This is a genomic window from Neorickettsia sennetsu str. Miyayama, assembly GCF_000013165.1.
Lineage (GTDB): Bacteria > Pseudomonadota > Alphaproteobacteria > Rickettsiales > Anaplasmataceae > Neorickettsia > Neorickettsia sennetsu.
Window position 1 is genome coordinate 467,105 of the sequence record NC_007798.1, and the last position, 23,348, is coordinate 490,452.

22 protein-coding genes and 1 tRNA gene are annotated in these 23,348 nt (G+C 39.7%); 9 read left to right on the forward strand and 14 right to left on the reverse strand.

What is annotated here, in order from left to right; all coding sequences use genetic code 11:
* Positions 1 to 2 precede the first annotated feature (2 nt).
* A complete protein-coding gene (pyrE, locus tag NSE_RS02205; RefSeq protein WP_011451927.1) occupies positions 3 to 623 on the forward strand; it encodes an orotate phosphoribosyltransferase in 621 nt (206 codons plus the stop codon).
* A gap of 136 nt (positions 624 to 759) precedes the next feature.
* On the forward strand, positions 760 to 1,818 hold the full coding sequence (locus tag NSE_RS02210) for a hypothetical protein (protein ID WP_227028925.1): 1,059 nt from the start codon (positions 760 to 762) through the stop codon (positions 1,816 to 1,818).
* A gap of 90 nt (positions 1,819 to 1,908) precedes the next feature.
* Here the strand turns inward: NSE_RS02210 and NSE_RS02215 are convergent, their stop codons facing one another.
* The 5 genes from NSE_RS02215 to NSE_RS02235 all read right to left on the reverse strand — a co-directional run bounded on the left by NSE_RS02215 (position 1,909) and on the right by NSE_RS02235 (position 7,561).
* Positions 1,909 to 3,258, reverse strand: a complete 1,350-nt coding sequence (locus NSE_RS02215) for a signal recognition particle protein (protein WP_011451929.1) — start codon at positions 3,256 to 3,258, stop codon at positions 1,909 to 1,911.
* A 6-nt stretch (positions 3,259 to 3,264) separates the two neighbouring features.
* The gene (locus tag NSE_RS02220; RefSeq protein ID WP_227028926.1) at positions 3,265 to 4,638 is read right to left on the reverse strand and encodes a hypothetical protein; all 1,374 of its coding nucleotides are present in this window, start codon (positions 4,636 to 4,638) and stop codon (positions 3,265 to 3,267) included.
* Positions 4,639 to 4,742: 104 nt separating this feature from the next.
* A complete protein-coding gene (locus NSE_RS02225; RefSeq protein WP_011451931.1) occupies positions 4,743 to 5,393 on the reverse strand; it encodes an RDD family protein in 651 nt (216 codons plus the stop codon).
* A 5-nt stretch (positions 5,394 to 5,398) separates the two neighbouring features.
* Entirely contained in the window at positions 5,399 to 6,409 is a 1,011-nt protein-coding gene (locus NSE_RS02230; RefSeq protein WP_157858674.1) for a methyltransferase domain-containing protein, read from the reverse strand.
* A gap of 171 nt (positions 6,410 to 6,580) precedes the next feature.
* Positions 6,581 to 7,561 (reverse strand): NAD(P)H-dependent flavin oxidoreductase, encoded by a 981-nt coding sequence (locus tag NSE_RS02235; protein ID WP_011451933.1) that lies wholly within the window; start codon positions 7,559 to 7,561, stop codon positions 6,581 to 6,583.
* A gap of 185 nt (positions 7,562 to 7,746) precedes the next feature.
* On the opposite strand from NSE_RS02235, the gene ftsY reads away from it, so the two are divergent.
* A complete protein-coding gene (gene ftsY / locus NSE_RS02240; RefSeq protein WP_011451934.1) occupies positions 7,747 to 8,676 on the forward strand; it encodes a signal recognition particle-docking protein FtsY in 930 nt (309 codons plus the stop codon).
* 127 nt (positions 8,677 to 8,803) lie between these two features.
* Here the strand turns inward: ftsY and NSE_RS02245 are convergent, their stop codons facing one another.
* The 3 genes from NSE_RS02245 to odhB form a co-directional block, all read right to left on the reverse strand.
* Positions 8,804 to 9,445 carry an RlmE family RNA methyltransferase gene (locus tag NSE_RS02245; protein ID WP_011451935.1) on the reverse strand — a complete coding sequence of 214 codons (642 nt, stop codon included), beginning with the start codon at positions 9,443 to 9,445 and terminating at the stop codon, positions 8,804 to 8,806.
* Entirely contained in the window at positions 9,417 to 10,016 is a 600-nt protein-coding gene (gene tmk, locus NSE_RS02250; protein ID WP_011451936.1) for a dTMP kinase, read from the reverse strand. Before tmk ends, NSE_RS02245 begins: the two co-directional genes overlap by 29 nt.
* A gap of 210 nt (positions 10,017 to 10,226) precedes the next feature.
* On the reverse strand, positions 10,227 to 11,510 hold the full coding sequence (gene odhB / locus NSE_RS02255) for a 2-oxoglutarate dehydrogenase complex dihydrolipoyllysine-residue succinyltransferase (protein ID WP_011451937.1): 1,284 nt from the start codon (positions 11,508 to 11,510) through the stop codon (positions 10,227 to 10,229).
* 264 nt (positions 11,511 to 11,774) lie between these two features.
* Here odhB and NSE_RS02260 point away from each other — a divergent pair, with 264 nt between their 5' ends.
* On the forward strand, positions 11,775 to 13,094 hold the full coding sequence (locus NSE_RS02260) for a TldD/PmbA family protein (protein ID WP_227028927.1): 1,320 nt from the start codon (positions 11,775 to 11,777) through the stop codon (positions 13,092 to 13,094).
* A 133-nt stretch (positions 13,095 to 13,227) separates the two neighbouring features.
* Here NSE_RS02260 and NSE_RS04130 read toward each other — a convergent pair whose 3' ends face one another.
* Positions 13,228 to 13,398: a hypothetical protein gene (locus NSE_RS04130; RefSeq protein ID WP_011451939.1), complete on the reverse strand. Its 171-nt coding sequence runs from the start codon at positions 13,396 to 13,398 to the stop codon at positions 13,228 to 13,230.
* 12 nt (positions 13,399 to 13,410) lie between these two features.
* On the opposite strand from NSE_RS04130, the gene NSE_RS02265 reads away from it, so the two are divergent.
* The 3 genes from NSE_RS02265 to NSE_RS04040 all read left to right on the forward strand — a co-directional run bounded on the left by NSE_RS02265 (position 13,411) and on the right by NSE_RS04040 (position 15,650).
* Complete coding sequence (locus NSE_RS02265; RefSeq protein ID WP_011451940.1) at positions 13,411 to 13,971, forward strand: SCO family protein; 561 nt, start codon at positions 13,411 to 13,413, stop codon at positions 13,969 to 13,971.
* Between the two features lie 169 nt (positions 13,972 to 14,140).
* A tRNA-Pro gene (locus NSE_RS02270) sits at positions 14,141 to 14,215 on the forward strand.
* A gap of 25 nt (positions 14,216 to 14,240) precedes the next feature.
* Positions 14,241 to 15,650 carry a replicative DNA helicase gene (locus NSE_RS04040; RefSeq protein ID WP_157858675.1) on the forward strand — a complete coding sequence of 470 codons (1,410 nt, stop codon included), beginning with the start codon at positions 14,241 to 14,243 and terminating at the stop codon, positions 15,648 to 15,650.
* 71 nt (positions 15,651 to 15,721) lie between these two features.
* Here the strand turns inward: NSE_RS04040 and NSE_RS02280 are convergent, their stop codons facing one another.
* From NSE_RS02280 to ndk, 5 genes are all read right to left on the reverse strand, one after another.
* Positions 15,722 to 16,240, reverse strand: a complete 519-nt coding sequence (locus NSE_RS02280) for an HK97 family phage prohead protease (RefSeq protein ID WP_011451942.1) — start codon at positions 16,238 to 16,240, stop codon at positions 15,722 to 15,724.
* A gap of 297 nt (positions 16,241 to 16,537) precedes the next feature.
* The gene (locus tag NSE_RS02285; RefSeq protein WP_011451944.1) at positions 16,538 to 17,455 is read right to left on the reverse strand and encodes an RluA family pseudouridine synthase; all 918 of its coding nucleotides are present in this window, start codon (positions 17,453 to 17,455) and stop codon (positions 16,538 to 16,540) included.
* Between the two features lie 125 nt (positions 17,456 to 17,580).
* A complete protein-coding gene (trxB, locus tag NSE_RS02290; RefSeq protein ID WP_011451946.1) occupies positions 17,581 to 18,525 on the reverse strand; it encodes a thioredoxin-disulfide reductase in 945 nt (314 codons plus the stop codon).
* A 6-nt stretch (positions 18,526 to 18,531) separates the two neighbouring features.
* Positions 18,532 to 19,134, reverse strand: coding sequence for a peroxiredoxin (locus tag NSE_RS02295; protein WP_011451947.1), 603 nt, complete (start codon positions 19,132 to 19,134; stop codon positions 18,532 to 18,534).
* A 153-nt stretch (positions 19,135 to 19,287) separates the two neighbouring features.
* Positions 19,288 to 19,707, reverse strand: coding sequence for a nucleoside-diphosphate kinase (ndk, locus tag NSE_RS02300; RefSeq protein ID WP_011451948.1), 420 nt, complete (start codon positions 19,705 to 19,707; stop codon positions 19,288 to 19,290).
* 393 nt (positions 19,708 to 20,100) lie between these two features.
* Between ndk and murJ the strand changes: the two genes are divergently transcribed.
* Both murJ and NSE_RS02310 read left to right on the forward strand, forming a co-directional pair.
* Entirely contained in the window at positions 20,101 to 21,612 is a 1,512-nt protein-coding gene (gene murJ, locus NSE_RS02305) for a murein biosynthesis integral membrane protein MurJ (protein ID WP_011451949.1), read from the forward strand.
* Positions 21,613 to 21,893: 281 nt separating this feature from the next.
* Positions 21,894 to 23,321, forward strand: a complete 1,428-nt coding sequence (locus tag NSE_RS02310; protein WP_011451951.1) for an NADH-quinone oxidoreductase subunit L — start codon at positions 21,894 to 21,896, stop codon at positions 23,319 to 23,321.
* Positions 23,322 to 23,348 lie beyond the last annotated feature (27 nt).

Sequence of the window (23,348 nt, forward strand, 5' to 3'; positions counted from 1 at the left end):
TAATGAGGGTTTCTAGGAAAGGCCAGGTGGAAGAAGCACTACTTGATGAGCTTTACGCCTCTGGCGCCATACTAAAGGGACATTTCGTCCTTTCTTCCGGACTGCACAGCGATACATATGTGCAGTGCGCTCTTTTACTGCAAAATCCACGACGTGTCTTTAAGTTTGCATCGGCTTTGGTGCAACTCATCCCTGAAAAAATCAAGAGTGTGGTCGACTTAATCGTCGCACCAGCACTCGGTGGATTGATCATTGGATACGAGGTAGCGCGCTTATTGGATAAAGATTTTGTGTTTTTTGAAAGGTTTAATGGTGAACTTACTCTAAGGCGCGGTTTTAAAGTAGAGAGTGGACAAAACGTTCTGCTCATAGAGGATGTAGTCACAACAGCTGGCTCTTCTATAGATGTTATACAAAAAGTCCATGACCGTGGTGCAAATGTTATCTTTGCAGCTTCAATAATAGATAGATCTGAAGGAGCTGCAGAAAAACGTTTTAAAAAGCATAGTTGCGAGTTTCTTAGTGTCGTGAAATTAAATTGTGTCACATTTGATGCAGCAAATATCCCAAAAGAATTGAGCAATGTTCCTTGCATAAAGCCCGGTTCCAATAATCTCAATTGACGGACGCGTACTGAATATAAATTCTAGCCAATAGTATCGATCTGCGTAATATCTCATCATTTATTTTCCATAAGCAAAATTATGTGTACAAACGCTTAAAGTAGACTAGAAATAACATCAATATTAGTTTAGAAGATTGGTATATTTTGATAATACGGAATATATGGATCTACAAGAAATACAAAAGTTGGAAACCTTGCTCTTTAAATTACGCAAATCTGACGGAGAGAAGTGGAACTTTAAATTGTTAAGCTGGTCTCAGGAGCGCGGCACTTTGAGTCTGGAATTCTCGGGTACTGATGATGAGCACCTAGTTGTGGCGGTCGAGAAAAATAAGGGTGAGTCTGTTGCCACTGGCAAGATTTTCATCAAGGTTCAGGAAAGTATTAATTTGGGCACCAGTTACGCTTCCATACTCTTCTATGATGGTTCTACTGTAGCTCTAATAACTGAGGGAAAGCCGTTTCGGCCTTCTTCCTTTCTAGGTTACTGTGGCGCTTTTTTTCAGGGTGTCAATTATAATCTCTCCCAAGTTAATTATCACGTCTTTAGTGGCACGCTTTGTCTTTCTTTGGCAGGAGCTGTCCGTTCTCCTACCGTTGACGGAAGGTTTTTCGTATGGCCCTTCTCACAAGCTGAAATAAATGTTGAAAGAGTAAGTGGGTCGTCACAGTGCCGTTGCACAGTCAAAAAAATAAAGGCAGTGGAGCGTAATGCGAATTTGCATTACAGATTCAATATTCCCGGTGCTTATATGTGTTTTGATACTAAGGATACCCAGTATTTTATATCCGGGCATGGAATACTGCTTTCGCACGGCGAGCTTTCGGACTTCGCAGATCAATCAAAGTGTTTCGCTGCTCGTGGGAAGGTGTTAGATAGCTTGTCGGCTTACTTGAATAAGAATTGTAATTTTATGCGAGTACGGTCGTGGCTCTTCCACGGTGGAAAAGAGCTGGCCTCTGCTGCTTTACCTAATACTGTGACCTCTTCAGCTCAGTGTAGCTCCCAAGGTACTCAGTCAGCTAGTCAGAAACCGAGCGAAGCCATCGACTCCAAAGTGGATAAGAAATCCGAGAGTGATGTCTCTATTCATGCAAGAAAATTATCTGTTGAAGGCGCTTCCAAACCGGTATCTGAGATGAACGATGCCTCAACAATAACACATTATTTTCCTAAAGTGCGTAAGCGATAGGCGGACTCGGGGATCGCTTTTTACTTCTGATTCCCCGTGTACTATTTCTCTGGGGGCCAGAAAAGGGGGGCCCCTCCCTTCCTGTTTTCCTTATTTCCTGAGTAGTTCGTTGAGGTCGTGTATGGATTTCTCATTTGTTGCACCTACTTTTCCTATTTTTAGGGCGAGCAGGCGAGCTTTCTCAAAGTTTTTTATTAACTTGTTCACTTCGTATATCTTAACTCCTGCCCCACTCGCTATGCGTGATTTGCGTGACTGGTTGATGGAATCGAGACACGCTCTTTCCCTCTTTGTCATACTGCCTATCATGGCCAGATTTTTCTTCAGGGTTGTATCATCGACAAGATGCTCCGTCGGAACTTTATTAATTCCGGGAATAAAACGTAAGAGTTTAGCTATTCCGCCAAGCTTGTCAATGCTTTTCAACTGCAACACAAGATCATCATAATCGAACTTACCAGCTTCGATTCTTTTTCTTATAGAACCTATTCTTTCTTCACCAACTTCAGACGAGGCATATTCAACTAGGGAGGCAATATCCCCAGCTCCCATTATTCTTCCTGCCATACGTTCCGGGTGAAATTCTTCTAAATCATTAACCCTCTCTCCAGCGCCACAAAATCTAATAGGAAGACCAACAGATTGCCTAACTGAAAGCACTGAACCAACCCGCGCATCGCTGTCTAGCCTGCTCACTATTACCCCAGTTGTACCGATCTCTGAGTGAAATGTCCTCGCAACATTAAGTGAATCTTGCCCCATCATCGCATCTAGAACCTGAAATATCTCGGAGGGCTGTAAGCGATTCTTAATCACTTTTAGCTCTTCCATAAGCACAGAATCAATTTGCGAACGTCCGGCAGTGTCAACCATAAGCACATCATAACCTTCATGGCTATTATTAAATAAATCTAATGTTTTCTTTACGATCGCATCGACATCCTCACCTTCCACTATAGGAACAGTATCAACGTCAATTTGCTTTGCAAGAATTTCAAGCTGTTTCCTCGCTGCAGGCCTATAGATATCTACAGAAGATAAAAGAATATTTTTTTTAAATTTTTTCCGAATCAACAGAGCTAACTTTGCTGCAGTTGTAGTCTTCCCAACTCCCTGTAAACCAACAAACATCAATATCTGTTTCCCAAATTTCGGGAATTCAAATTTCTGTGATTCACCTCCCAAAATTTTTACTAATTCCTCTTTTACAACACTTCCAATTACCGCTGGTGTCGAGATCCCTTTCACACGAGACTTTCCAATAACCGATTCCCTTACATTTGCGATAAACTGTTTAGTGACAGGCAGACTAACATCTGCCTCGAGAAACGTCAGACGCAACTTCCGAACAAAATCGTCAAACTCCTTTTCGGTAATCACCCCTCTATTCTTTATTCCATCCAGTGCACCACCAATTTTTTTAGAAAGTGAATCAAACATAAGAAATCAAACCCCTGCAAAGAGAAACAATACAACAACGATGCTCATTAAAAAAATCACAATACTAAGCGACAAGGAGTCTAAACAACTACAGGTCGTTGGGATCACTGATCCAAATAAAGTGCACAGTCCTCGAATAGCCGAGTTCCAAAGAAAAAACAAATGCTTTTCCATTTTTGAAGTAAGTCGGTTAAGTACCAGTGAACTTGACCGTAGTAGTGCATTTAATTCTAAAAGGAGCATACGTATCGTACCTGAGAAAAGGAAATATAGGACGGCAGTACCCAGAAATACTGCTAGCATTAGAAAAAACTCAACAAGATTATGAAGCCAAGTGGTGAAAGAAAGAAACACATAAATACAAATACACGCAATACAGAACCTTTCACCTAAAGAAATATCGAAAGTTTTGTTGTTGATCCTTCCACTGGTAGCATAGCAGCAATATAACAACCTTACTGGTATCATAGAAGTGAAAAGAGCTTGTAAAAAAAAGACTGTTATTTTTGCTCCATATCCAAAGGACTGCAAAAAAAGAAGACCAGGGCTCCGGAAAAAAATAAAACCCGCGAAAATTACAATAAGAGATACAAATAAAGGAATCAGCGAAAGAAAGCTAAATTTTGTCACTTTTGTAAATGTGTCTACACCTAACCTCAAAAGGAGTGAACAAACAAAATACACCACCAGCTGATAAACAGCGGATGCAAAAATATAATGATATACATCACTTATAGAGCAGTGCAGAATGATACCTGTTAAACCCACCTGCCCTATTTGGTTTGCTATGAGTGCATCTAGCAGCTTTTTCTCAATCGCCATCCGATAAAATGCATATAGCAACGTGAAAAAACTTAAGACGAATAAAAATTCGCTGTCGCCAATACCAATTTTCCCGATTAAAGCCAGCGGTAATGCATATGTGAAGATGCTAAGAAACGGAATAAAGAGTGATCTAGCACTTACATACTCACTTTTTATCACTGGGGCCATGATAAATACACCTGCATAGAGAAACAGTAAACCTCCAAATAACTTTTCCCTCAAATCATGAAGATGTAAAAAATTAATGTTATCCGCCGTAAAAGAAAGGTCGTGAGGTATGAGCGCAGCCATAGCAGTAGCTACGGCAAAACTGCATGCTGCATATGTAATGGCTCCTTTTACGTTACCCTGCGAAGCAATTAATGTCGAGTATATCAGCGAAAGAATCTCAAGGCCGAGTAAAATATAGAATAAGTTGTTCTGAAAAAATGTAAAAAGACAAGCAACTAAAATTAACGCGGTGCCGACTTTCTCAAAGGCGTTCAGCTTAAAGAAAAAAAATACAAAGGTACAGAAAAAAACAGAAGCCGCAGAAATAAAAAAGAGACTACTCACAGAACCAGGTACCACAGAAGGATCCTTTAAAATAGTAGCAGGGAAAGAGAATTTACTAAACCGGTTTTCCAAAGAGAAAGAGCACTTCAGTCCGGGAAACGATTTCAATCCTCTGCTTTGCCCTGGTAAGTTGCAGAATGATAAGCAGCTTCTTTTCGAAAAATTTCAGCACCATTCGATACAACCACGGTTCCGGCGAAAATATCATGCCAGGTTCTACTTTTCTTATCAAAAATGCTCCAGAACATGCCAAGGAAAAACACAAGCAAAGACAAAGGCACCATAATTAACCTTTTTATACATGCAGAGACCGAAGGCTTTTCCAAAGTCTCATCGTCAAGAAGCCTCAACCTTAAAATCCACTTGCCTGGCGTACAGCCAAACCTGTGCCAACAGGTAACAAATAATATTGCCAAAAGTATCAACTGAAATACTTGTATTACTAGAACACTCTTATAGAACCCTATGATAAGAGCTCTTTCTGCCTGACTCATAGGAAGACTAAATCTATACCTCTCAAGAACCTCGACTGGAAACTGCAGATCAACGAAGAAAGAAAGTAAGTACCCACTAACCTTCAATATCAGAACACAAAAAAGAAGGTCCATAATCGTACTGACAGAACGTTTAAATTGACTGGCGTAAATGACTCCCCGCCCATCAGTCTTGTTTTTATGAGGAAAAGAAAAAAGCCTGTGAGGAAAATTAAAGATCGATTTTATAACACCAGGGAACGGTGAAAAAAGCTTATTCATAAGAGCTAAGAGATGGCACAATCGCCCTTGACATAGAACGCCATGATTCCGCTGCATGCACTTTTGAAAGTACACCTTCTAACTATGCAATTTTTCAGAGCAAGACCTTCACCCAGATTTTTCATGTAGTCATAGGAGTAATAGAATAGAGATCTATTAACATCGAAGACATAATCATGAACCTCTTGTTGCCTTGCTGCACGCACCAACACTGCTAGTACACCTCCATCTTTCAAGATAGTAATACAACTCGATATAACATCCGATAAATCACCAAGGTAAGAAAAAGAATCAGCTGCTATCACAAGATCGTAGTTATTCTCTTGAGAAAGAAGGAATGACTTTATGTCATTACAGATAACTGAACTGAAAACCGGCTTTCCATCAACTAAACATCGTTTTGCGATTTCCAACATGTTTTCTGATATATCAACACCTGTTGCCTCGCCCACTACACCACTTAATTTGAGGAAATGTGTGCAAACACCTGTTCCACAACCAAGATCCAAAATCGAAAGCTCATCAGAAGTAAGCTTAGTACCGATGATCGCTTTCAGCCCTTCAAAAATAAGCTTATGTCCAATGTACCTTCTACCTATAAGAAACCTCTCAACATACTCCTGCGCCAAGTGTTCAAATCTTTCTTTAACAATGAAGTTCGGGATCCTATTTATTTTTTGACCATTAAGAAAATCTAAAAAGAACCTCACTTCCTCATATTCTCTCCCTTTGGAGATAATGCTCTCAAATATAGCCCTAGCCTTCTTCGTTTCTCCGGAGATCAAAAAGCATCTAGCCAGATTATACGGAATCAATGGTTTATTCCGGTACAAACTATTAAGCATCTTAAAACGAAACTTAGCATCACTAAGATTACCTCTGTAGAAATGATAAAGACCTAGAGAAACATTATTTTTATAAAACTCTCTGAAATTGGAAGAAGAGTGAAGGTTATCCTTAATTACTTTATAAAACTTCTCCTTCTCTCCAAAGAGACCACAGAACCGCGTGAACAAATCGGAAATCTCTCGGTAGATCCGCGATAGGAAGAGAAGAAACGAATTAAACACCGAACCAGATATTCAAAGAAACTAAACTAAAAATACAGGAAAAACATTTCTCCACAAGGGCTATTAATACAAGGAAGACTTAACTATTAGTTTACCAGAGAAACTTCCTGCATACATTCACACACAACTGATTAGATCATTCAATATGTCTCTTACCGGACGCTCGCCTTTAACTAAACCTACAACTTCACCAGCCATCACCGAGCCACGTTCAGTATCACCTTCTATTACAGCTCTACGCAGACTTCCAGCCCAAAATTTTTCTATGGCAAGCTGTGCTTCTTCCTTAGAAATATGAGCAGAATCAAGCTGCCTAATTATTTCTCTTTGAAAAACTTTAAATTCTTCAGTTGCATCGTTCTTTAGTAAACGAACCGGAATAACGGCAAGCCTAGGATCCAGCTGCTCTGAAACAATCGCATCATGAGAAGAGGCTGCTACACACTTTGCTTTAAATCTTGGGTGCGCAATGGATTCTTTTGCACAGGCAAAAAGCGTCCCAACTTGACAACCAGCAGCTCCCATTTCTAGGTAACTTTTCACGATAGCCCCAGTACCTATTCCACCAGCAATAAAAATGGGAACATCGCGAATCTCCGGCAAGATTTCCTGAGCAAGCACAGATGTACTTACCCTAGTAACATGACCACCAGCTTCTCTACCCTCTATTATCAATGCACTTGCACCGATTCTACACATTTTTTTCGCGATCGAGAGGGAGGGTGCAAACACAATAACCTTAATCCCGCGATCCAAAACAAGACTTAAAACCTGTTTTGAGGGAATACCACCTGCCAAAATCATATGTGTAATACCGAAACGAATGCACACATCAATCAGTTCAGGTAACTGAGGGTGCATCAAAACTATGTTCACACCAAATGGATTAGAACCAACGAGCTCTTTTGTAAGGCATATTTCTTGTTCCAGTTGATCCGGAGACATTGCAGAACAAGCTAATACACCAAAGGCACCAGCATTGGAAATAGCAGAAACTAAACGGTGCTCAGAAATCCAACTCATTGCTCCTCCCATAATGGGATACCTGGTACCAAGAAACTCTTTACCACTGTTCCAGCAATCTATAAGGGAAAACATAAACCGATTTTCTCTCTTTGTGTGCGAAGATTCTCCTATAACACCTTAGGCATTGCAATACCGGTGCAAGCTACTTTACTAACTACTAAGAGGAACTTCTGTTTCCGAATTTTAGAAAAAAATATCCTTCTGCAGAAGTTTCTATGTTAGAGTGAAGTTTCATGGAGTAAATTAGGCTTATAGTAGTGTTCAAAAGTGTCTTTTCCTCAATTAGAAACTCGATCACAAAGAGTAGAGATTACTTATCAAGTGGAATCGATAATATTTTTGCAAAAGAGAAAATAAGTGAATCTACTATTGAACAGTTGGAAGAATTACTTATTTCCGCTGATATTGGCCCTACAGTGACTGAGAGAATCATTAAAACGGTCAAAAAAATTAAAGTAAAAGATGGCGAGTCACTTGAACAAGTGAAAAGTATTACGCGTGAAGAAATGAAAAAAGTACTCGATCCCACATCAAAAAAGCTGATTTTCCCACAGACCGGACCTCAAGTCATTGTATTTTGTGGTGTGAATGGCAATGGTAAGACAACCACTATAGGGAAATTAGCATACAAATTTATTCAAGAGAATAAAACGGTCATGATTGCTGCATGTGATCTTTTCAGGGCAGCTGCAATAGAGCAACTGCGTTTCTGGGCGGAAAGAGCATCTGCGACATTTTTTTCAAGCGAAACAAGCAAAAATGCCTCTGGTACCGCTTATAAAGCCTTAGAAAAAGCTCTAGAAGATAAAGTTGATGTACTTATAGTAGATACTTCTGGCAGGTTACACACACAGAATGACCTCATGGAAGAACTCAAAAAGATATGCAGGGTACTTTCGAAGCTAATGCCCTCAGCACCCAACGAAGTTATACTAGCTCTCGATGCCAGTACTGGGCAAAATGCTCTTAACCAAGTGCAGGTTTTTAAAGATGCGGTCAATCTCACTGGACTGGTCGTGACAAAATTAGATGGCACGTCCAAAGGAGGAGTGATTGTAGCTATAGCTGAAAGGTATCCTAATCTTGGGATATACTTTGTTGGGACAGGAGAAAAAATAACCGATCTGGAAGAATTCTCTCCTTCAGAGTTTGTAGATGCTTTGCTTGAAGTAAAAACTACATCTTAATAAAATTGTTGCCACAGAATCAGGACCTCAAAAATTCCACAGATTTTTACGACCCGTAATCGGAATAGTAGGGATTCCGCTTTACTCCACAAAAAAAAAGAGATTTCGTATTATAGAAACAGACAAGCTAAGAAAGCTTACCAAGCAAAATAAGGTATATTTCCCGAGAAGCCTTCCTACTAGCGTCCGGTTTGAAATACTCTATTTTCTTAAACTGCTTCCTTAGTGAATTAACAAATCTATATTCGTCCTCACTACCTCTAAGTATCTTGGTTACCACTGTACCAAACTTCTTCAAGCTGTTTTTTGCATAATGCAGAACTAGCTCAGCCAATCTTATTGATGAAATGCTATCCGTGACTCTGCTGCCAGAAGCGCTTGGTGCAAGATCCGAAACAATAACATCTAACTCAACACCGCTAATGTATTCATAGAGCTCTTTACGCTGCAACTCTATATCCAATTTTACGACCTCAACCCCAGAAATAGGATCCATATCAGCCAAATCAACTGCAATTAGCCGTCCAGTACCATTCAAAATATCTGCGATTACTTGGCTCCAACCACCAGGTGCACTTCCGAGCTCAAGCACAACAAAACCCTTCCGAATGAGATTAAACTTTTCATCTATTTCTAGAAGTTTGTATGCCGCTCTGGATCTGTATTGTTCAGCTTTCGCTTTTTTCACGAAAGGATCATTAACGTGTCTATAAAGCCACCGACTTGAAGAAGCAGTGCATCTACCTACACGATGAAGTTTGTTTTTCACTTATTTTTCCTTGTACTATCTTAACGATCTCCTCACTCGTACGACCGACTCCCATGCATTTAATAACATGAATATTCGGATACATACGTGCAATTTTCTCGTATCCCATACATACGTTCGAAAGGTACTCTCTGGGCATACGTTCAAAGTTATCACGACCTAATTTTTTATGACCAGATCCCAAAAGAAGCAGAGTTAAATCAGGTTCAACCAGACAACCGGAAAGCCTGTGTAAATCTAAAATTGTCTGTAGGTCAATTTTATCCCCATATCCCTGATATGCTAAGGTCGAATAAATGAACCTGTCGCAAACGACAACCTTACCTTCTTTCAATGCGGGCAGTATCACTTTATTGTAATGATCAACACGTGCACTAACTATGAGCAACAACCGCGCCATAGGATCTATAGGATCATGGAGGATCATGGATCTTAAACTCTCGGCAAAGGAAGTACCACCGGGCTCCCTCGTTAAAACGCAAGGATAACCATCTTTTGCAAGAAACTTACTCAAAAGTTTTACCTGTGTACTCTTACCGGACCCATCAATTCCCTCTAATACTATAAACACACTACCCTGTATAAACTACATAAGAAAAACAAATCTTTCTGCGAACCCGCATCTAGAAAATAGCATCTCTGTATATCATACTCTAACCCTTAGTACAGCTAAGAAATCCCGCTCTTGCCGAATAACAGAGACACAACCACGCGGCCAAAGTAAATAAATTCCCCCAAAGCAAAAGGTCAGGTAAAATTTGAACCATCTCTAGAAGCTCTACTAGACTTTAAGTAAGAGTCTCTCAGGGTTTTCTAAACACTCCTTCACACGAACAAGGAAGCTCACTGCCTCCCTACCATCAACTATACGGTGATCATAAGAGAGAGCAAGGTACATCATTGGCCGCACAACAATCGCACCATCAATAACAATAGGCCTTTCTTTTATTGCGTGCATTCCAAGTATGCCAGATTGTGGGGGATTAATAATCGGCGTTGACATGAGTGAACCATAAATACCACCATTAGAAATGGTAAAAGTACCACCCTGCATATCGTCTGGCTCTATCTTGCCATCCCTAGCCTTTTTTCCGTACTCAAGTATTTGTCTTTCAACTTCTGCAAAGGAAAGATTCTGCGCATTTTTTATTACTGGCACAACAAGACCGTTCTTTGTTCCAACGGCAACCCCAATATTATAGTAATCCTTATAAACTATGTCCTTTCCACGAATCTCGGCATTAATTTCCGGAAAAGCTTCAAGCCCACAAATAACAGCTTGTACAAAAAACGACATAAAGCCAAGTTTTAAGCCATGGACCTTTTCAAAGGAATCCTTGTAACGCTTTCTTATTTGAATGACATTCCCCATATCTACTTCATTGAAAGTCGTTAAAATTGCAGCTGTATTTTGTGATTCCTTCAGTCTCGACGCAATTCTTTGTCTCAACTTAGACATCGGCACAACCCTTTCAGGGAACCCAGGACTCACAGAACTACTACCAGCAACTGCACGCTGTTCTGATTCCGAATCTTTTTCTTGCTCTGGATCACCATAAAACAGTCGACTTAATACATCAACTTTCCTTATCCTGTTATCTTTCCCCGTACCAACGATATCACACGGGGACAAGAACTTTTCTTCCATCAGAATCCGCGCAGATGGTGCATCCTGCTTTGCATAAATTAACTCAGAAGATTTTATCGAGGAAATATTCTTTTCCGCGCTTGCACCCAATGCGACTCCTCCTGCAATGGCAACAGATGGCGGAACGATATTACGATCACCAACTCCAGATGAAATTGGGTTACCTCCACCGGGTGCGACAACATTTTCATCAATTAACCCGAGAACATCGTCTACTTTTACCGCTTGCCCTATTTCAACGTTGATTTTACTCAGGATTCCAGAAACAGGAGCAGATACTTCTACGGCTGCCTTATCGGTTTCAAGCTCAAAAAGTAATTCGTCCTCCCTCACGGATTCACCAATATTTTTGATAATTTTCACAACGGATGCTTCTGCAATTGATTCACCCATTCTTGGGACGAGAACTTTTTTCATGTTTCAGTTAATACAAATTAAATGTTTATCACTAGCACTCAGGCGCAATTATAAACCCACTCTAACTGAATAGACATAGCTTCCCGCAATTTCATTTCTTCATTACATAAATGATGAATGAGATCGAATTATTACATTTATGATGTTTGCCGGATAACGTTACTAGTGTAATAAAATCCATAAAACATCAGCAAATGTAATAACAACGCATTGCGAATTGAGAGCAAGATACTTAAGTTTTATAAAGATCTCAAAAATACCAAAATGAACGTCAAAAATTGCATAGAAGTCATATTAAGCGAAGCAAGAAAACGAGATTGCCAAGCAGATTTATTGCTGACTCAAACTCAAAGCACGATCGCGAACGCAAGAAACTTCGAAATAGAAAAACTAGAGGAATCTTTATTCTCGAGCGTTACGTTTAGACTAATAAAAGACAAGAAGGTAACCTCTATAAGATGTGACCCTTCTGCAGATGTCCGACGCTTAGTTTCCCAAGCATACGATACATTAGCATATATTCCAGAAAATGAATACGCTTCACTACCACAAAATGTGGCAGTAATTGATGATATTTATAGTACTCACACTGACCACAACTTTCCCGATAAATTAAAGGAGTTGGCAATCGAAACTGAGCAAATAGCCCACTCAAATGGGAAACTAAAAACCACAGAAACCATTGAATTTGAAAAAAAAATCATAAAAAAAATAGTTGCAAATACGAATGGGTTTTCTGGAACTTTTCAAAACCAACTATTCTCTGCTGTAGTAGGCGTAGTCGCGGAAAATGAAGGCAACCTGAATGCAGGTTATTCATACGTCACTAGCAACTCGCTTAAGGACCTCATCCCAGCAGAATTAGCAGCCGAAGCAGAAAAAAGAGCTATAGAAGGCCTAAAACCACGGAAAATCCCGACGTGCAAACGAGAAGTTATATTTGATGCAAGGTGCGCTTCGACTTTTCTCAACAACTTTAGCAGTTTCCTTAGTGGCAAATCAGTTACCCAATCAGCAACCTTTTTAAAAAATTATATGGATAAAGAGATACTTCCAAGCAGTATAAACATATTGAACAATCCAGAAGGAGCAAACTGTAAAATCGAAACACCAGCCTTTGATGATGAGGGAAACTACACGAGCAAATGCTTTCCGCTAATAGAAAAAGGGATATTAAAAAACTGGATACTTGATCAGTACAACGCCAACAAACTTGGCTTACAATCAAATGGTTTTGCCAAACGCACCCTTAGCGGAAGCATCCTTCCTTTAGTGACAAATATTTATCTAGAAAGCAGCGATACATATTCTGAAAAGGAACTGATAAGTAGAATCAAGGAAGGGTTGTACGTAACAAGCTTATTTAGCTGCGGTATTAACCCAATAACCGGAGACTATAGCCAAGGAGTTCAAGGGTTATGGATTGAAAATGGGCAACTTTCGTTTCCCGTGAGCGAGATTACGATTGCTGGACAACTAAAAGATGTTTTCAAAGAAATTATCGCAGCTAATAACATAAAGTTTTTTGGTAGAGCGAACTCTCCTTCTCTATATCTCGGATTTATGTCTATTGGCGGAACATGAAATAAAAATATTTCCTACTTTAAAATAGGCTTTTAATAAAACCCTACTTTAAAGTGGGGTTTCATCTTAACCAAAACTCATGCTAGTCCATGCAGTGACTTTTATAAGATTAGATCCCGATGAAATATCTGCATTAGTGGCTTAAGTAATGCTTTAACCATAAAAATTCATACAACAATACCTTAATGCATCGCTTTAATATGCTCGAATAAATTCCCTTTTTACCTATATTATCAGCGCTGATGATACTTTTTTTTACTTTAACAAAAATCTCAGCTATAAAAGAAATAAGCTGTATGCTCATGGTAGGAAAAAGATGATCAATAAAATCGTTTTTGTTTTTAAATTGCTGAGTGTTGCCTTGCTTTTTGGAATCTCATATCAAGCAGAAGGATTCAACAAAGAAATTACGACCTCACAAATAGACATAGGTGGAACGTTTAAACTAACCGATCAGAATGGCGATCAAGTCACGAACAACATACTAAAAGGGAAATACACTCTCGTCCTTTTTGGCTTTAGTAGATGCCCGCATATTTGCCCAGGACAATTAACCCTTTTGGAAAAAACGCTTGATGCTTTCCCAAAACTTCAGGCACTTTTTATTACTCTAGATCCCGCAAATGATACAGTAGAAGTTCTAAATAAATTTAGTCGCTCATTTCACAAGCGAATACTCATGCTTACAGGTCCGAATGAGATGATAGAAAAAATTGCCAACGATTATAAAGTTTATGTAGCAGCGAATGAGGATCCTGATAAATTCAATCATTCAGCCCTTATGTATCTTATGGGACTAGATGGTCGTTATATAAGTCATATAGCACCTCGTAGTGAAGATGAATTACTCGCATTTATATATCACCATACAATATAATTCGGTTGGGCGTAGTTTTACTTTTTACTCAGTTAATTGGACTTCTACATATACACGCTTGCCCGTTTCATCTTTTCGAGATTCGCTTTTGAAAGCGGGAGACAAAATTAGTGTGCGTGCTCTTGAATTGACTATAAACAAGCTTTGATTTAGAATCTCGAGCTGTGTGCGGAGTGTAGCACAGCCTGGTTAGTGTGCTTGGTTTGGGACCAAGAGGTCGGGGGTTCGAATCCCTCCACTCCGACACTTTTCTGCATTATCAAAAAGCGTTGAATAATTTTTCCGCCGAACTTCCTAACAATATTGAAGCAGAACAACTTATACTCGGTGCTCTACTCACTAATAATGATGCCTGTGATGAGATAGAAGAGATTATTTCATCATCTTCTTTTTATGCTCCGGTACATAGAAAAATCTTTGAAGTTTTACTTCACCTTAGATCAAAAGAACTTGTTGCTAATCCCGTAACCCTGAAGAATTATCTTGAATCAAGCAATGAATTAAGCGCTATTGGTGGTCAAGAATATCTACTCAATATAATTGAAAAAGCTAGTATTGTAGTGGACGTATCAAGTTTAGCACGTGTAATACAAGAGCTTTACATAAGAAGGCAACTAATCGTTTTGGCGCAAAAAATGATTTCTGGGGCCACCGGCGAACATAGCAATATAACTACAAGCGAGCAGATAGAAGAAGCCGAACATTTTTTATTTCAACTTGCGAGCTCAGGTGAACTTGATTCATCCTGCTTACACATTTCTAAACCGATTGAGGTCGCGGTTGAACGAGCAAAAATTACTTTCAAAGCAAAGGCACCGTTTCAGAATACTTCCACTGGCTTCAGAGATATAGATAATCTTTTGGGCGGGCTGCAAAATTCAGACCTCTTAATAATCGCAGGACGTCCATCTATGGGTAAAACATCTTTAGCCATAAGTATGGCCCTAAGGGTAACTAGAGAGCTACAAAAGCAAGGAATGTCTGCGTGCTTTTTCTCCTTAGAAATGTCAGCTGATCAAATTGCTTCTAGAATGCTGTCTGTGCATTCTGGAGTCGACGCATTCAGCATTAGAACAGGTAAAAAGTTTTCTGAAGAATCACTAAAGAAAGTGATTGAAAGTAGCAAAGCATTGTCCGAACTACCCCTTTTTATAGATGATACTGCTTCTGTATCAATCTCAGCGCTACGCACAAAACTACGCAGATTGCATAGAAAGGCAAAACTCGGGGCCATTTTCATAGATTACCTACAACTTTTACGAGGCTCTAAGGGTACAGAGTTCAACAGAGTACAAGAAGTCTCTGAAATCACTAAGGGACTAAAGTTAATCGCTAAGGAACTTAATGTACCAGTTATTGCTCTCTCGCAGCTCTCCCGACTGGTTGAACAGAGAGAAGACAAGCGTCCGCAACTTTCTGATTTAAGAGAGTCGGGCTCAATAGAACAAGATGCAGACGTTGTAATGTTTGTTTTTCGCGAAGCCTACTACATGATGCGTAAACAACCTTTAAGTGATGATGAAAATTATGAGAATTGGCAATTCAAGATGGACGAAGTAAGAAACAAAGCCGAGATAATAATAGCAAAACAAAGGAACGGCCCAGTTGGGACCGCCCTACTTTTTTTCGATCAGTCAACTACAGTCTTTGATGATCTGTCCCTATTCTCAGATGATTAATAGGCACTGTTGATACCCTTTTGAGGAAAGCGCAACAGTCAAGGGGATATCCATAAAGGAATAGTAAAATTTTAAGTAAATTCCTTTCTCATTATTTCTATTAGTCTTACTAATCTTGCTTCTAGTAACTGATCCGCATCATATTGACTTTTCACGGAGCTTACCCTTGCATACTTGTTTGCTGGAAAGGTCACGAGGCTTACCTCTATGAGTTTCACAGCTGTCATAACTCTCGCTCCTGTGTGCTTATCCATCTTATACTTTTTTGGTATGTATCCAATTGACAGCCCGTTTAGCACTCCTGCCTTGAGCAGCTTATACGCTTCATACCCCTGATTCACCTCCATAATTATATGACCTTTTAAATAAAGTCCTTTCTCAGTTTCCTGCATTTCAAGAACTTTCCCAATAGGTTGATCTTGCCTGTGTTGCCACAAAAGTGGTACACACTTCGTCAAGTCAAAAGCACCACTACTGATAATATCTCCTTGCTCATCAACTACATCAAAGACACTAGCATAGCCATAAAAAACACCTTCTTCGTTGAGGTTCTTTGTATCAATGTCAAAAATAACTTTTTTTTCGATCACAATTGCACGTATATGGGAAAAGAATCATTTTAATAGAAGAGCTTTCTCAAGGTAAGCAAATCACATAAGTTGGATTCCTATAGGTCGCGACTAACACCTTCATTGTACAATCTAGTTTCATAGAAGTGCCCCTTCTTAAATCAGAGCTCCTCTACTCTACTTTTGTGCGACATAGTTATTGCTCTTAGCACACCATGAATTATTTTCACCCGTGAATAAGATCTTTTAGTTCCAACTGCTGCAATGTCTTGCAAAAAGGTATTGCTAGTGGAGATCTTTAAAATACAACGAATTGGGTCACATTATCGCGAGATTTTCGGCAAAGTGAACTGGTAGCTCCGCGGTGACTTTTATCACTTTTCCAAAAAGTTCAAACTCTATTTCGCATGCGTGCAAGCATAATTTCTTATTCACGGACCATTCTAAAAATGCTTTTCTTCTTCCATATTTTCCATCATTTAATACCGGATGCCCAATACTTGCCATCTGGCTTCTAATCTGGTGTTTTCTTCCAGTTAAAGGAAAGAGTTCAATTAGTGATGTATTTTTGAATTTCTTGATAACGTGAAACTGTGTAATAGCATGTTCACCATTGCCGATATTGTTGCACTGCATTACTTCTTCACCCTTAAAAAGGACTTTGTTTATGTAACAATCAACTACCCCCTTTTTTTCTTTCAACTCTCCAATCACTATAGCAAGGTAGCTTTTTTTGACGAGCCTGTTCGAGAACAGTCGCCACAACTCTCTAGCCGCATCCAGCGTCTTTGCAAAGATAAGTACGCCAGTAGTATGTTTATCAAGCCTGTGAACAACACGATATTCAGGATTGATAGACTTCATTGCATTATCTATGCTTGCTGTAATGCCGTAACCCGACTGAACAGGAAATCCAAATGGCTTACTAATGGCTAAGACATTTTCGTCCTCGTATAACATGAGTGACGCAATAAACTCGACAAACTTACTATCAACTACCTTTGAGCTATCACTCGGTATCTCTCTGGGTGAAGATAGAATTTGGAGAAAATTGGCACTAAGAGTCAATGAATCACCTTTTAAAACAGCAGCAGAAGCCTTAACCACAGAATTATTAAGCCTCACTGCTTTCTTTCTCAGTGCCTTTTGAAGTGCAGACTGAGGAAACTGACCAAACGTATCTCTCAGATATTTATCTAATCGTCGGCAGTCATTTTCGACAATAAAACTTCTCACCAGACTGAACTACCCTAACAAGGATTACACCGCCACACAAAAAACAAACATCCCCCAGACAAAAAATAGACAGTGCTCCGTGGCTTGCACACACATCTTACAAGCTAACACGCAAAGAGTATAAACTATATGCAGTCAAGAAACCTTATGGCATCAAGGGCAGCCATACAACCGGTTCCAGCTGCGGTAACAGCTTGTCTGTAGACAGGATCCTGAACATCGCCACACGCAAAAATACCAGACACGCTAGTAGAAGTATCTGAACTGGATGTCTTGATGTACCCAGCAGAATCCATTTCCAGAATACCGCTGAACAGCGCTGTGTTTGGAGCATGACCGATAGCAACGAACACTCCAGAAACAAGTATCTCCCTAAAAGTACCGTCCATCAATGAGCGGACACGCACACCTGTTACCTCAGGAGGCGAGTCGCGGCCAAGGATCTCATCAAGAACAGAATTCCAAATTAACTCTACCTTTGCATTCGCAAAAAGGCGTTCCTGAAGGACAGTCTCTGCCCTAAGACGTTCCCTACGGTGAAGCAGGTAAACCTTTTTAGCATGCCTGGTAAGATAAAGTGCCTCTTCTACGGCGGTATTTCCACCACCAATAACAATTACGTCCTGGTCGCGAAAAAAAAAGCCATCACACGTTGCACAGCCAGACACTCCATAACCCTGGTACTTCTTCTCGCTCTCAAGACCCAACCACTTAGCCTGTGCACCTGTCGCGACAACAATACTTCTAGCACGATACTTATTTCCACCCTCTCCTCGAAGGACAAATGGAGAGCTATATGGGGCTTCAATTTGCAAGATGTGATCATTAACAAGACGGCACCCAACATTCACAGCTTGCTGCTGCATTTGTTCCATAAGCCAGGGACCCTGCACAGGTAGAGCAAAACCCGGATAATTCTCGACCTCGGTTGTTGTGGTAAGTTGCCCACCTGACTGATTCCCACTGACTATAACAACGCTAAGAGATGCACGTGCCGCGTATATCCCAGCCGTACACCCGGCTGGCCCAGACCCGATTATTATTACATCGCTTTCAAGAGCATCACACATCTTTAGTCAAAGCTCATCCCTATTGGAAGCTAGATAATCGGAAATACTCTCATGCGTCGCCTTTATCGCTTCTTTGCCCTTGCTCCAACCTGCCGGACAAACCTCTCCATTTTCGTCACTATACTTGAGCGCATCCAAAGTACGGAGAACCTCATCGACGTTCCGACCCACGTTCAGGTCATTAACATGAGCAACTCTGATAACAAAATTCGGATCTATGATAAATGTACCACGAAGAGCAACTGCATCGTCTAGCAAAACCTGGTAGTCACGTGAAATAGACTTTGTTATGTCTGAGACCAGAGTGTAACCAATACTGCCTATTCCACCATCTTTTACAGGCAAGCTGCGCCAGGCAAAGTGCGAAAAATGGGAGTCAACACTAACACCTACAACAACCGCATTTCTCTCGATAAACGCAGGAATCCTATTACTGAAAGCAATAATCTCCGTTGGACAGACAAAAGTAAAATCCAATGGATAAAAGAAGAGCACCCCGTATTTGCCAGACAATTCACGCTGAAGATTAAAATCATCACAAAAAGAACCGTTCTTGAGTACAGCCTTTGCTGTGAAATCAAACGCTTTCTTACCAACTAAAGTAGACATACCAATAAGACCACCTCCAAGAAGGGGATTGTATACCATTTACTTTGAAGCTTAAAGTATCCTAAAAATTTTTTGTTTCAGATACATAAGCGATCTAAAAACACAAACTGTGCTCGAACTTTTAGTCAGAAGAGCGATAGTGCCCTCATGATATCATCTGTCAAAAATCTCGCACCGACTAAAAAAGAATGCAATTTCATTCTTAGCATTCTCTTCGCTGTCAGAGCCATGAACGCAGTTTGCATCTATACTCTCGGCGAAGTCACCACGGATCGTTCCCTTTGCAGCCTTTTTTGGATCCGTATCACCCATAAGCTTTCTGTAGCGATGAACAGCATCATCTCCTGATAATACCTGCACTATAACGGGAGCAGATGTCATAAAGTTAACCAGGTCGTTGAAAAAGAATCTATCTTTGTGGACCACATAAAAAGCTTCGGCTTGAATACGCGTCAGATGAAGTTGCTTCATCGCAATAATCTGCAGACCGGCAGCCTCGATATAGGCATTAACCTTACCTGTTATATTCCTAGAAATAACATCTGGCTTAAGAATAGATAAAGTTCTCTTCATGACTAATGTTAAAATGCTTTTTTTTAACAACCAAAGGGCTTAGACTTAACGGATTTAGAAATCCATAACACTTATGTACATTACTATACTCTACTTGCGATACTCTACCAAATCATGAACCGCCCATCGAAAAATTAGATGAATTTTTACAAAAACACCTGTCGGAACACGCGCGAATATCTAAAAATCCTGCAACAAAACTACCTTCAATTCAACAGTTACATAGATTTATACAGCCAGATGCTACATATATTTTGCACACAGAGATAAAGAAATGGTCCACCATCATTCACCTACAGAAAGACCCTACATTAACGGAACAAAAGGAAATTGATAATTTCCTACTTACGTTATTTTCCTTCAAAAGATGATTTCCGTCCACTCAATATAATTATGAGGAAATATTTTTTAATTTCAGATAGTGTAGTTTTCCTATCGAAGTTCTTGCATGTAATTAGGGATATGCTAATCGCAGTAGTCCTAGGAACATCACAATTTGCAGATGCCTTCTTTGGAATATCAAGATTACTAAGCCTAATAACCTCTTTATTTGCAAACGGTATTTTCTCTGCACTTTTTTCCCCAATTTTTTTGCAGCTCTTGAGAGAGGGTCGAAATTCGGCATTACAATTCTCACATGAAATTCAATTGATACTTGCTTTTATAGGGATTGTTATATTCACAGTTGCAGAGATATTCACAGAAAAGATTTTATTTTGTCTAATGCCAGGGATGCTTTCCTCCCCGGTAAGAGATTCCCTTATTACAACTGCAAAAATTGCCTTTCCAAGCATCCTTTTTATCCCACTTACATCACTTTACTACTCAATGGTGCACACACGAAGAAATTTTGCCCTCATAACCCCCTACACGATTATAACGAATACTGCTCTGACGGCAGTAATCCTTTTTACAGGAAACAATAGTACTCTTCTACTACCTAATATGGGCTGTACCATTGCATTTTCCGGAATGATACAGATGCTCCTATTTTTACATCAGCTTGAAAAAAGTGACCTCATCCCTGTTCTTATACAATTTTCACTGAGTAAGAATATAAAGAACTTTTTTAAATGCTTTCTCCCTTCAGCACTTGCATCTGAAGCGTATCAAATAAACATTTTAGTTAGTATCTATTTTGCTAGTAAGATCCCACAAGCAATTTCCTCACTATGCTACGCAGAGGGAATAATCCAGCTGTTTTTCGTTCTCACGAATACATCACTTCTGGAAATTTCAGGCTCCTCATCAATTATGTTTACACATAATGCGGAGGAGTTGAAAAAAACGCAAAATAAAGCTCTCAAGAAAGTGATTACTGCGTGCATTCCAGTGACAATCATGTTAATTTTCATGCCGGAACACATTACTGCCTCATTATTTCTACTTGGAGGAAAATTTGACATTCAATCTGTAAAACACACGACACACATGCTAGAAATCCTTGCCTTTGCCCTTCCAGCACATGCGTTGAAAAAAGGCTTCTTACAACCCTTTCTTGCCTTTGACAAGCTAAAAGCTCCAGTGAGCTTTACCGTTGCTTCGGTGGTTTTAAACGCTATCACAAGCATAATTCTGGTACCACATTATTCATATACTGGAATAGCAATAGCCTTATGTGCCGCAGCATGGCTAGATACGCTTTTAATTATCGTCTATTTAAAAAGAAGGAAAATGTTTAGTTCGGACGGGAAAATTCCACGTTTATTAAGCACTGTCTTTTTTCCGGCTTCTATAACGATTTTCTTTATACAGATTTGCGAAGCATTCATAGAGAGCCATCCGGGTATATCAACAATTTACTCACTAAGGCTGGCTTCCTTGGTGATCGTCTGTATATCAAGTATATTCATCTACTATTTTTTGCTTTCACAGCTTAAAAAAATTCCATGGAAGAAAAAATAATCATTGAGCTCAATTATTTTGTCTACGGCCATTCTCATAGGATAATTCGCAACTGCGGACTAAAAAGTCGACAGGATAGTTTCAAACAAAGCGACTAACTCTGTCGAAGAATAACAAAACTAAAAACAGTCAATTATCCTCGAACATGCTACATAAACCCTCTTCCATTTTTAATAAATTTACCACATGACTTACTTACTCTTCGCACAAATCCTACCTTACAGTATGCAACTAAGAAAATTTCCATATGCTTAAACAAATAGATGAGTTACAAGTGAGAAATGAGCGAATCAGGTTTTTTATGGGTCACTGAGCTAGCACACTTGTTCGCATTTTTGCTGTACTACACAGCAGGACGGTGCAAGCCCGTTTTTTACTATACAATTAGCACCTTCACTGCAACATTAAGTTTTATTGCTGCAGCAGTGCTAGCAATAAAAGGTGAGCCGCTTGCGATTGAAGTATTTCAAATCACACATCATATAGGAATCGCATTCGGGTTGGATAGAATCACACTGACATTTGCCTTGTTATGCTCGCTACTTGGCATACCAGCGACAATATATGCAATCAGCTATATGTATGCAATAAATGGAAAAAGAAAAGCCATATTTTTCGCACGGATCCATCTTTCGCTTGCTATTACTATGCTTTTAGCATTCTCAGGAAATTTGGTAACGATGTTTATCTTCTATGAGCTACTCACCCTCGCGACCTATGCACTCGTAAATCACGACAAGACAGAAAATAGTCTCAGAGCTGTACGGACCTACCTAGCATATCTAGTTCTTCCGTCAGTCGGATTACTATTACCTGCAATCCTCATTACATACAAGATTACTGGCACCTTCACCTTTGATAAAAGCTTACATATAAGCATCGTCGGACTTCCAAGGTTGGCCCTATTCTTGATGTTCGCGTACGGAATCGCAAAAGCTGCTATCTTTCCTTTACATGGTTGGTTACCAAGAGCCATGGTTGCACCAACCCCTGTAAGCGCATTGTTACACGCCGTTGCAGTTGTCAAAGCAGGAGTATTTTGCATGCTGAAGATTGTGAAATACGTTTTTACAATATCTGATCCGGCCAATGTAGTTCTCATGACACCAATGACTTGTATTTATGCCTTTACAATCATCTTCGCATCTGTCGTTGCACTGAAAAAACACTCCCTCAAGGAAATCTTAGCCTATTCTACTATTAGTCAACTTTCCTATATTGGAATTACGTTAAGTATATTCACTGAAAACTCATTCCACTATGCAACTCTGTATATGATCCTACATGCCTTTGCGAAAATAACACTTTTTTTTACTGCAGGAGCTATATATGCAAGAACCGGAAAGACAAGCATAAAGCAACTCCACGGAATAGGAAGGGACATGCCTATAGCAATGTCCTCCTTTATAATAGGAGCACTTACAATGATAGGACTCCCACCTACTGCAACCCTTCTATGCAAGGCTGACATTCTATCAGAGGCATTGGGACAAGGTAACTATATACTTATTATCACTTTAGTTATAAGCACCGCTCTTAATTGCGGATACTTTTTACCAATTATTTTCAATGCATTTTTCTGTGAACCTACAGTAGCCACTTCTATTGCAAAGACTCCGACTAGATATACGGTATGCCATCCGCTCACACTGTCATATCTCTTTACTGGAAGCATCTGTATCGTTCTTTTTGTATACAAACTTTTTTAAACAGCAGTGTTTATACAACAACAGCTT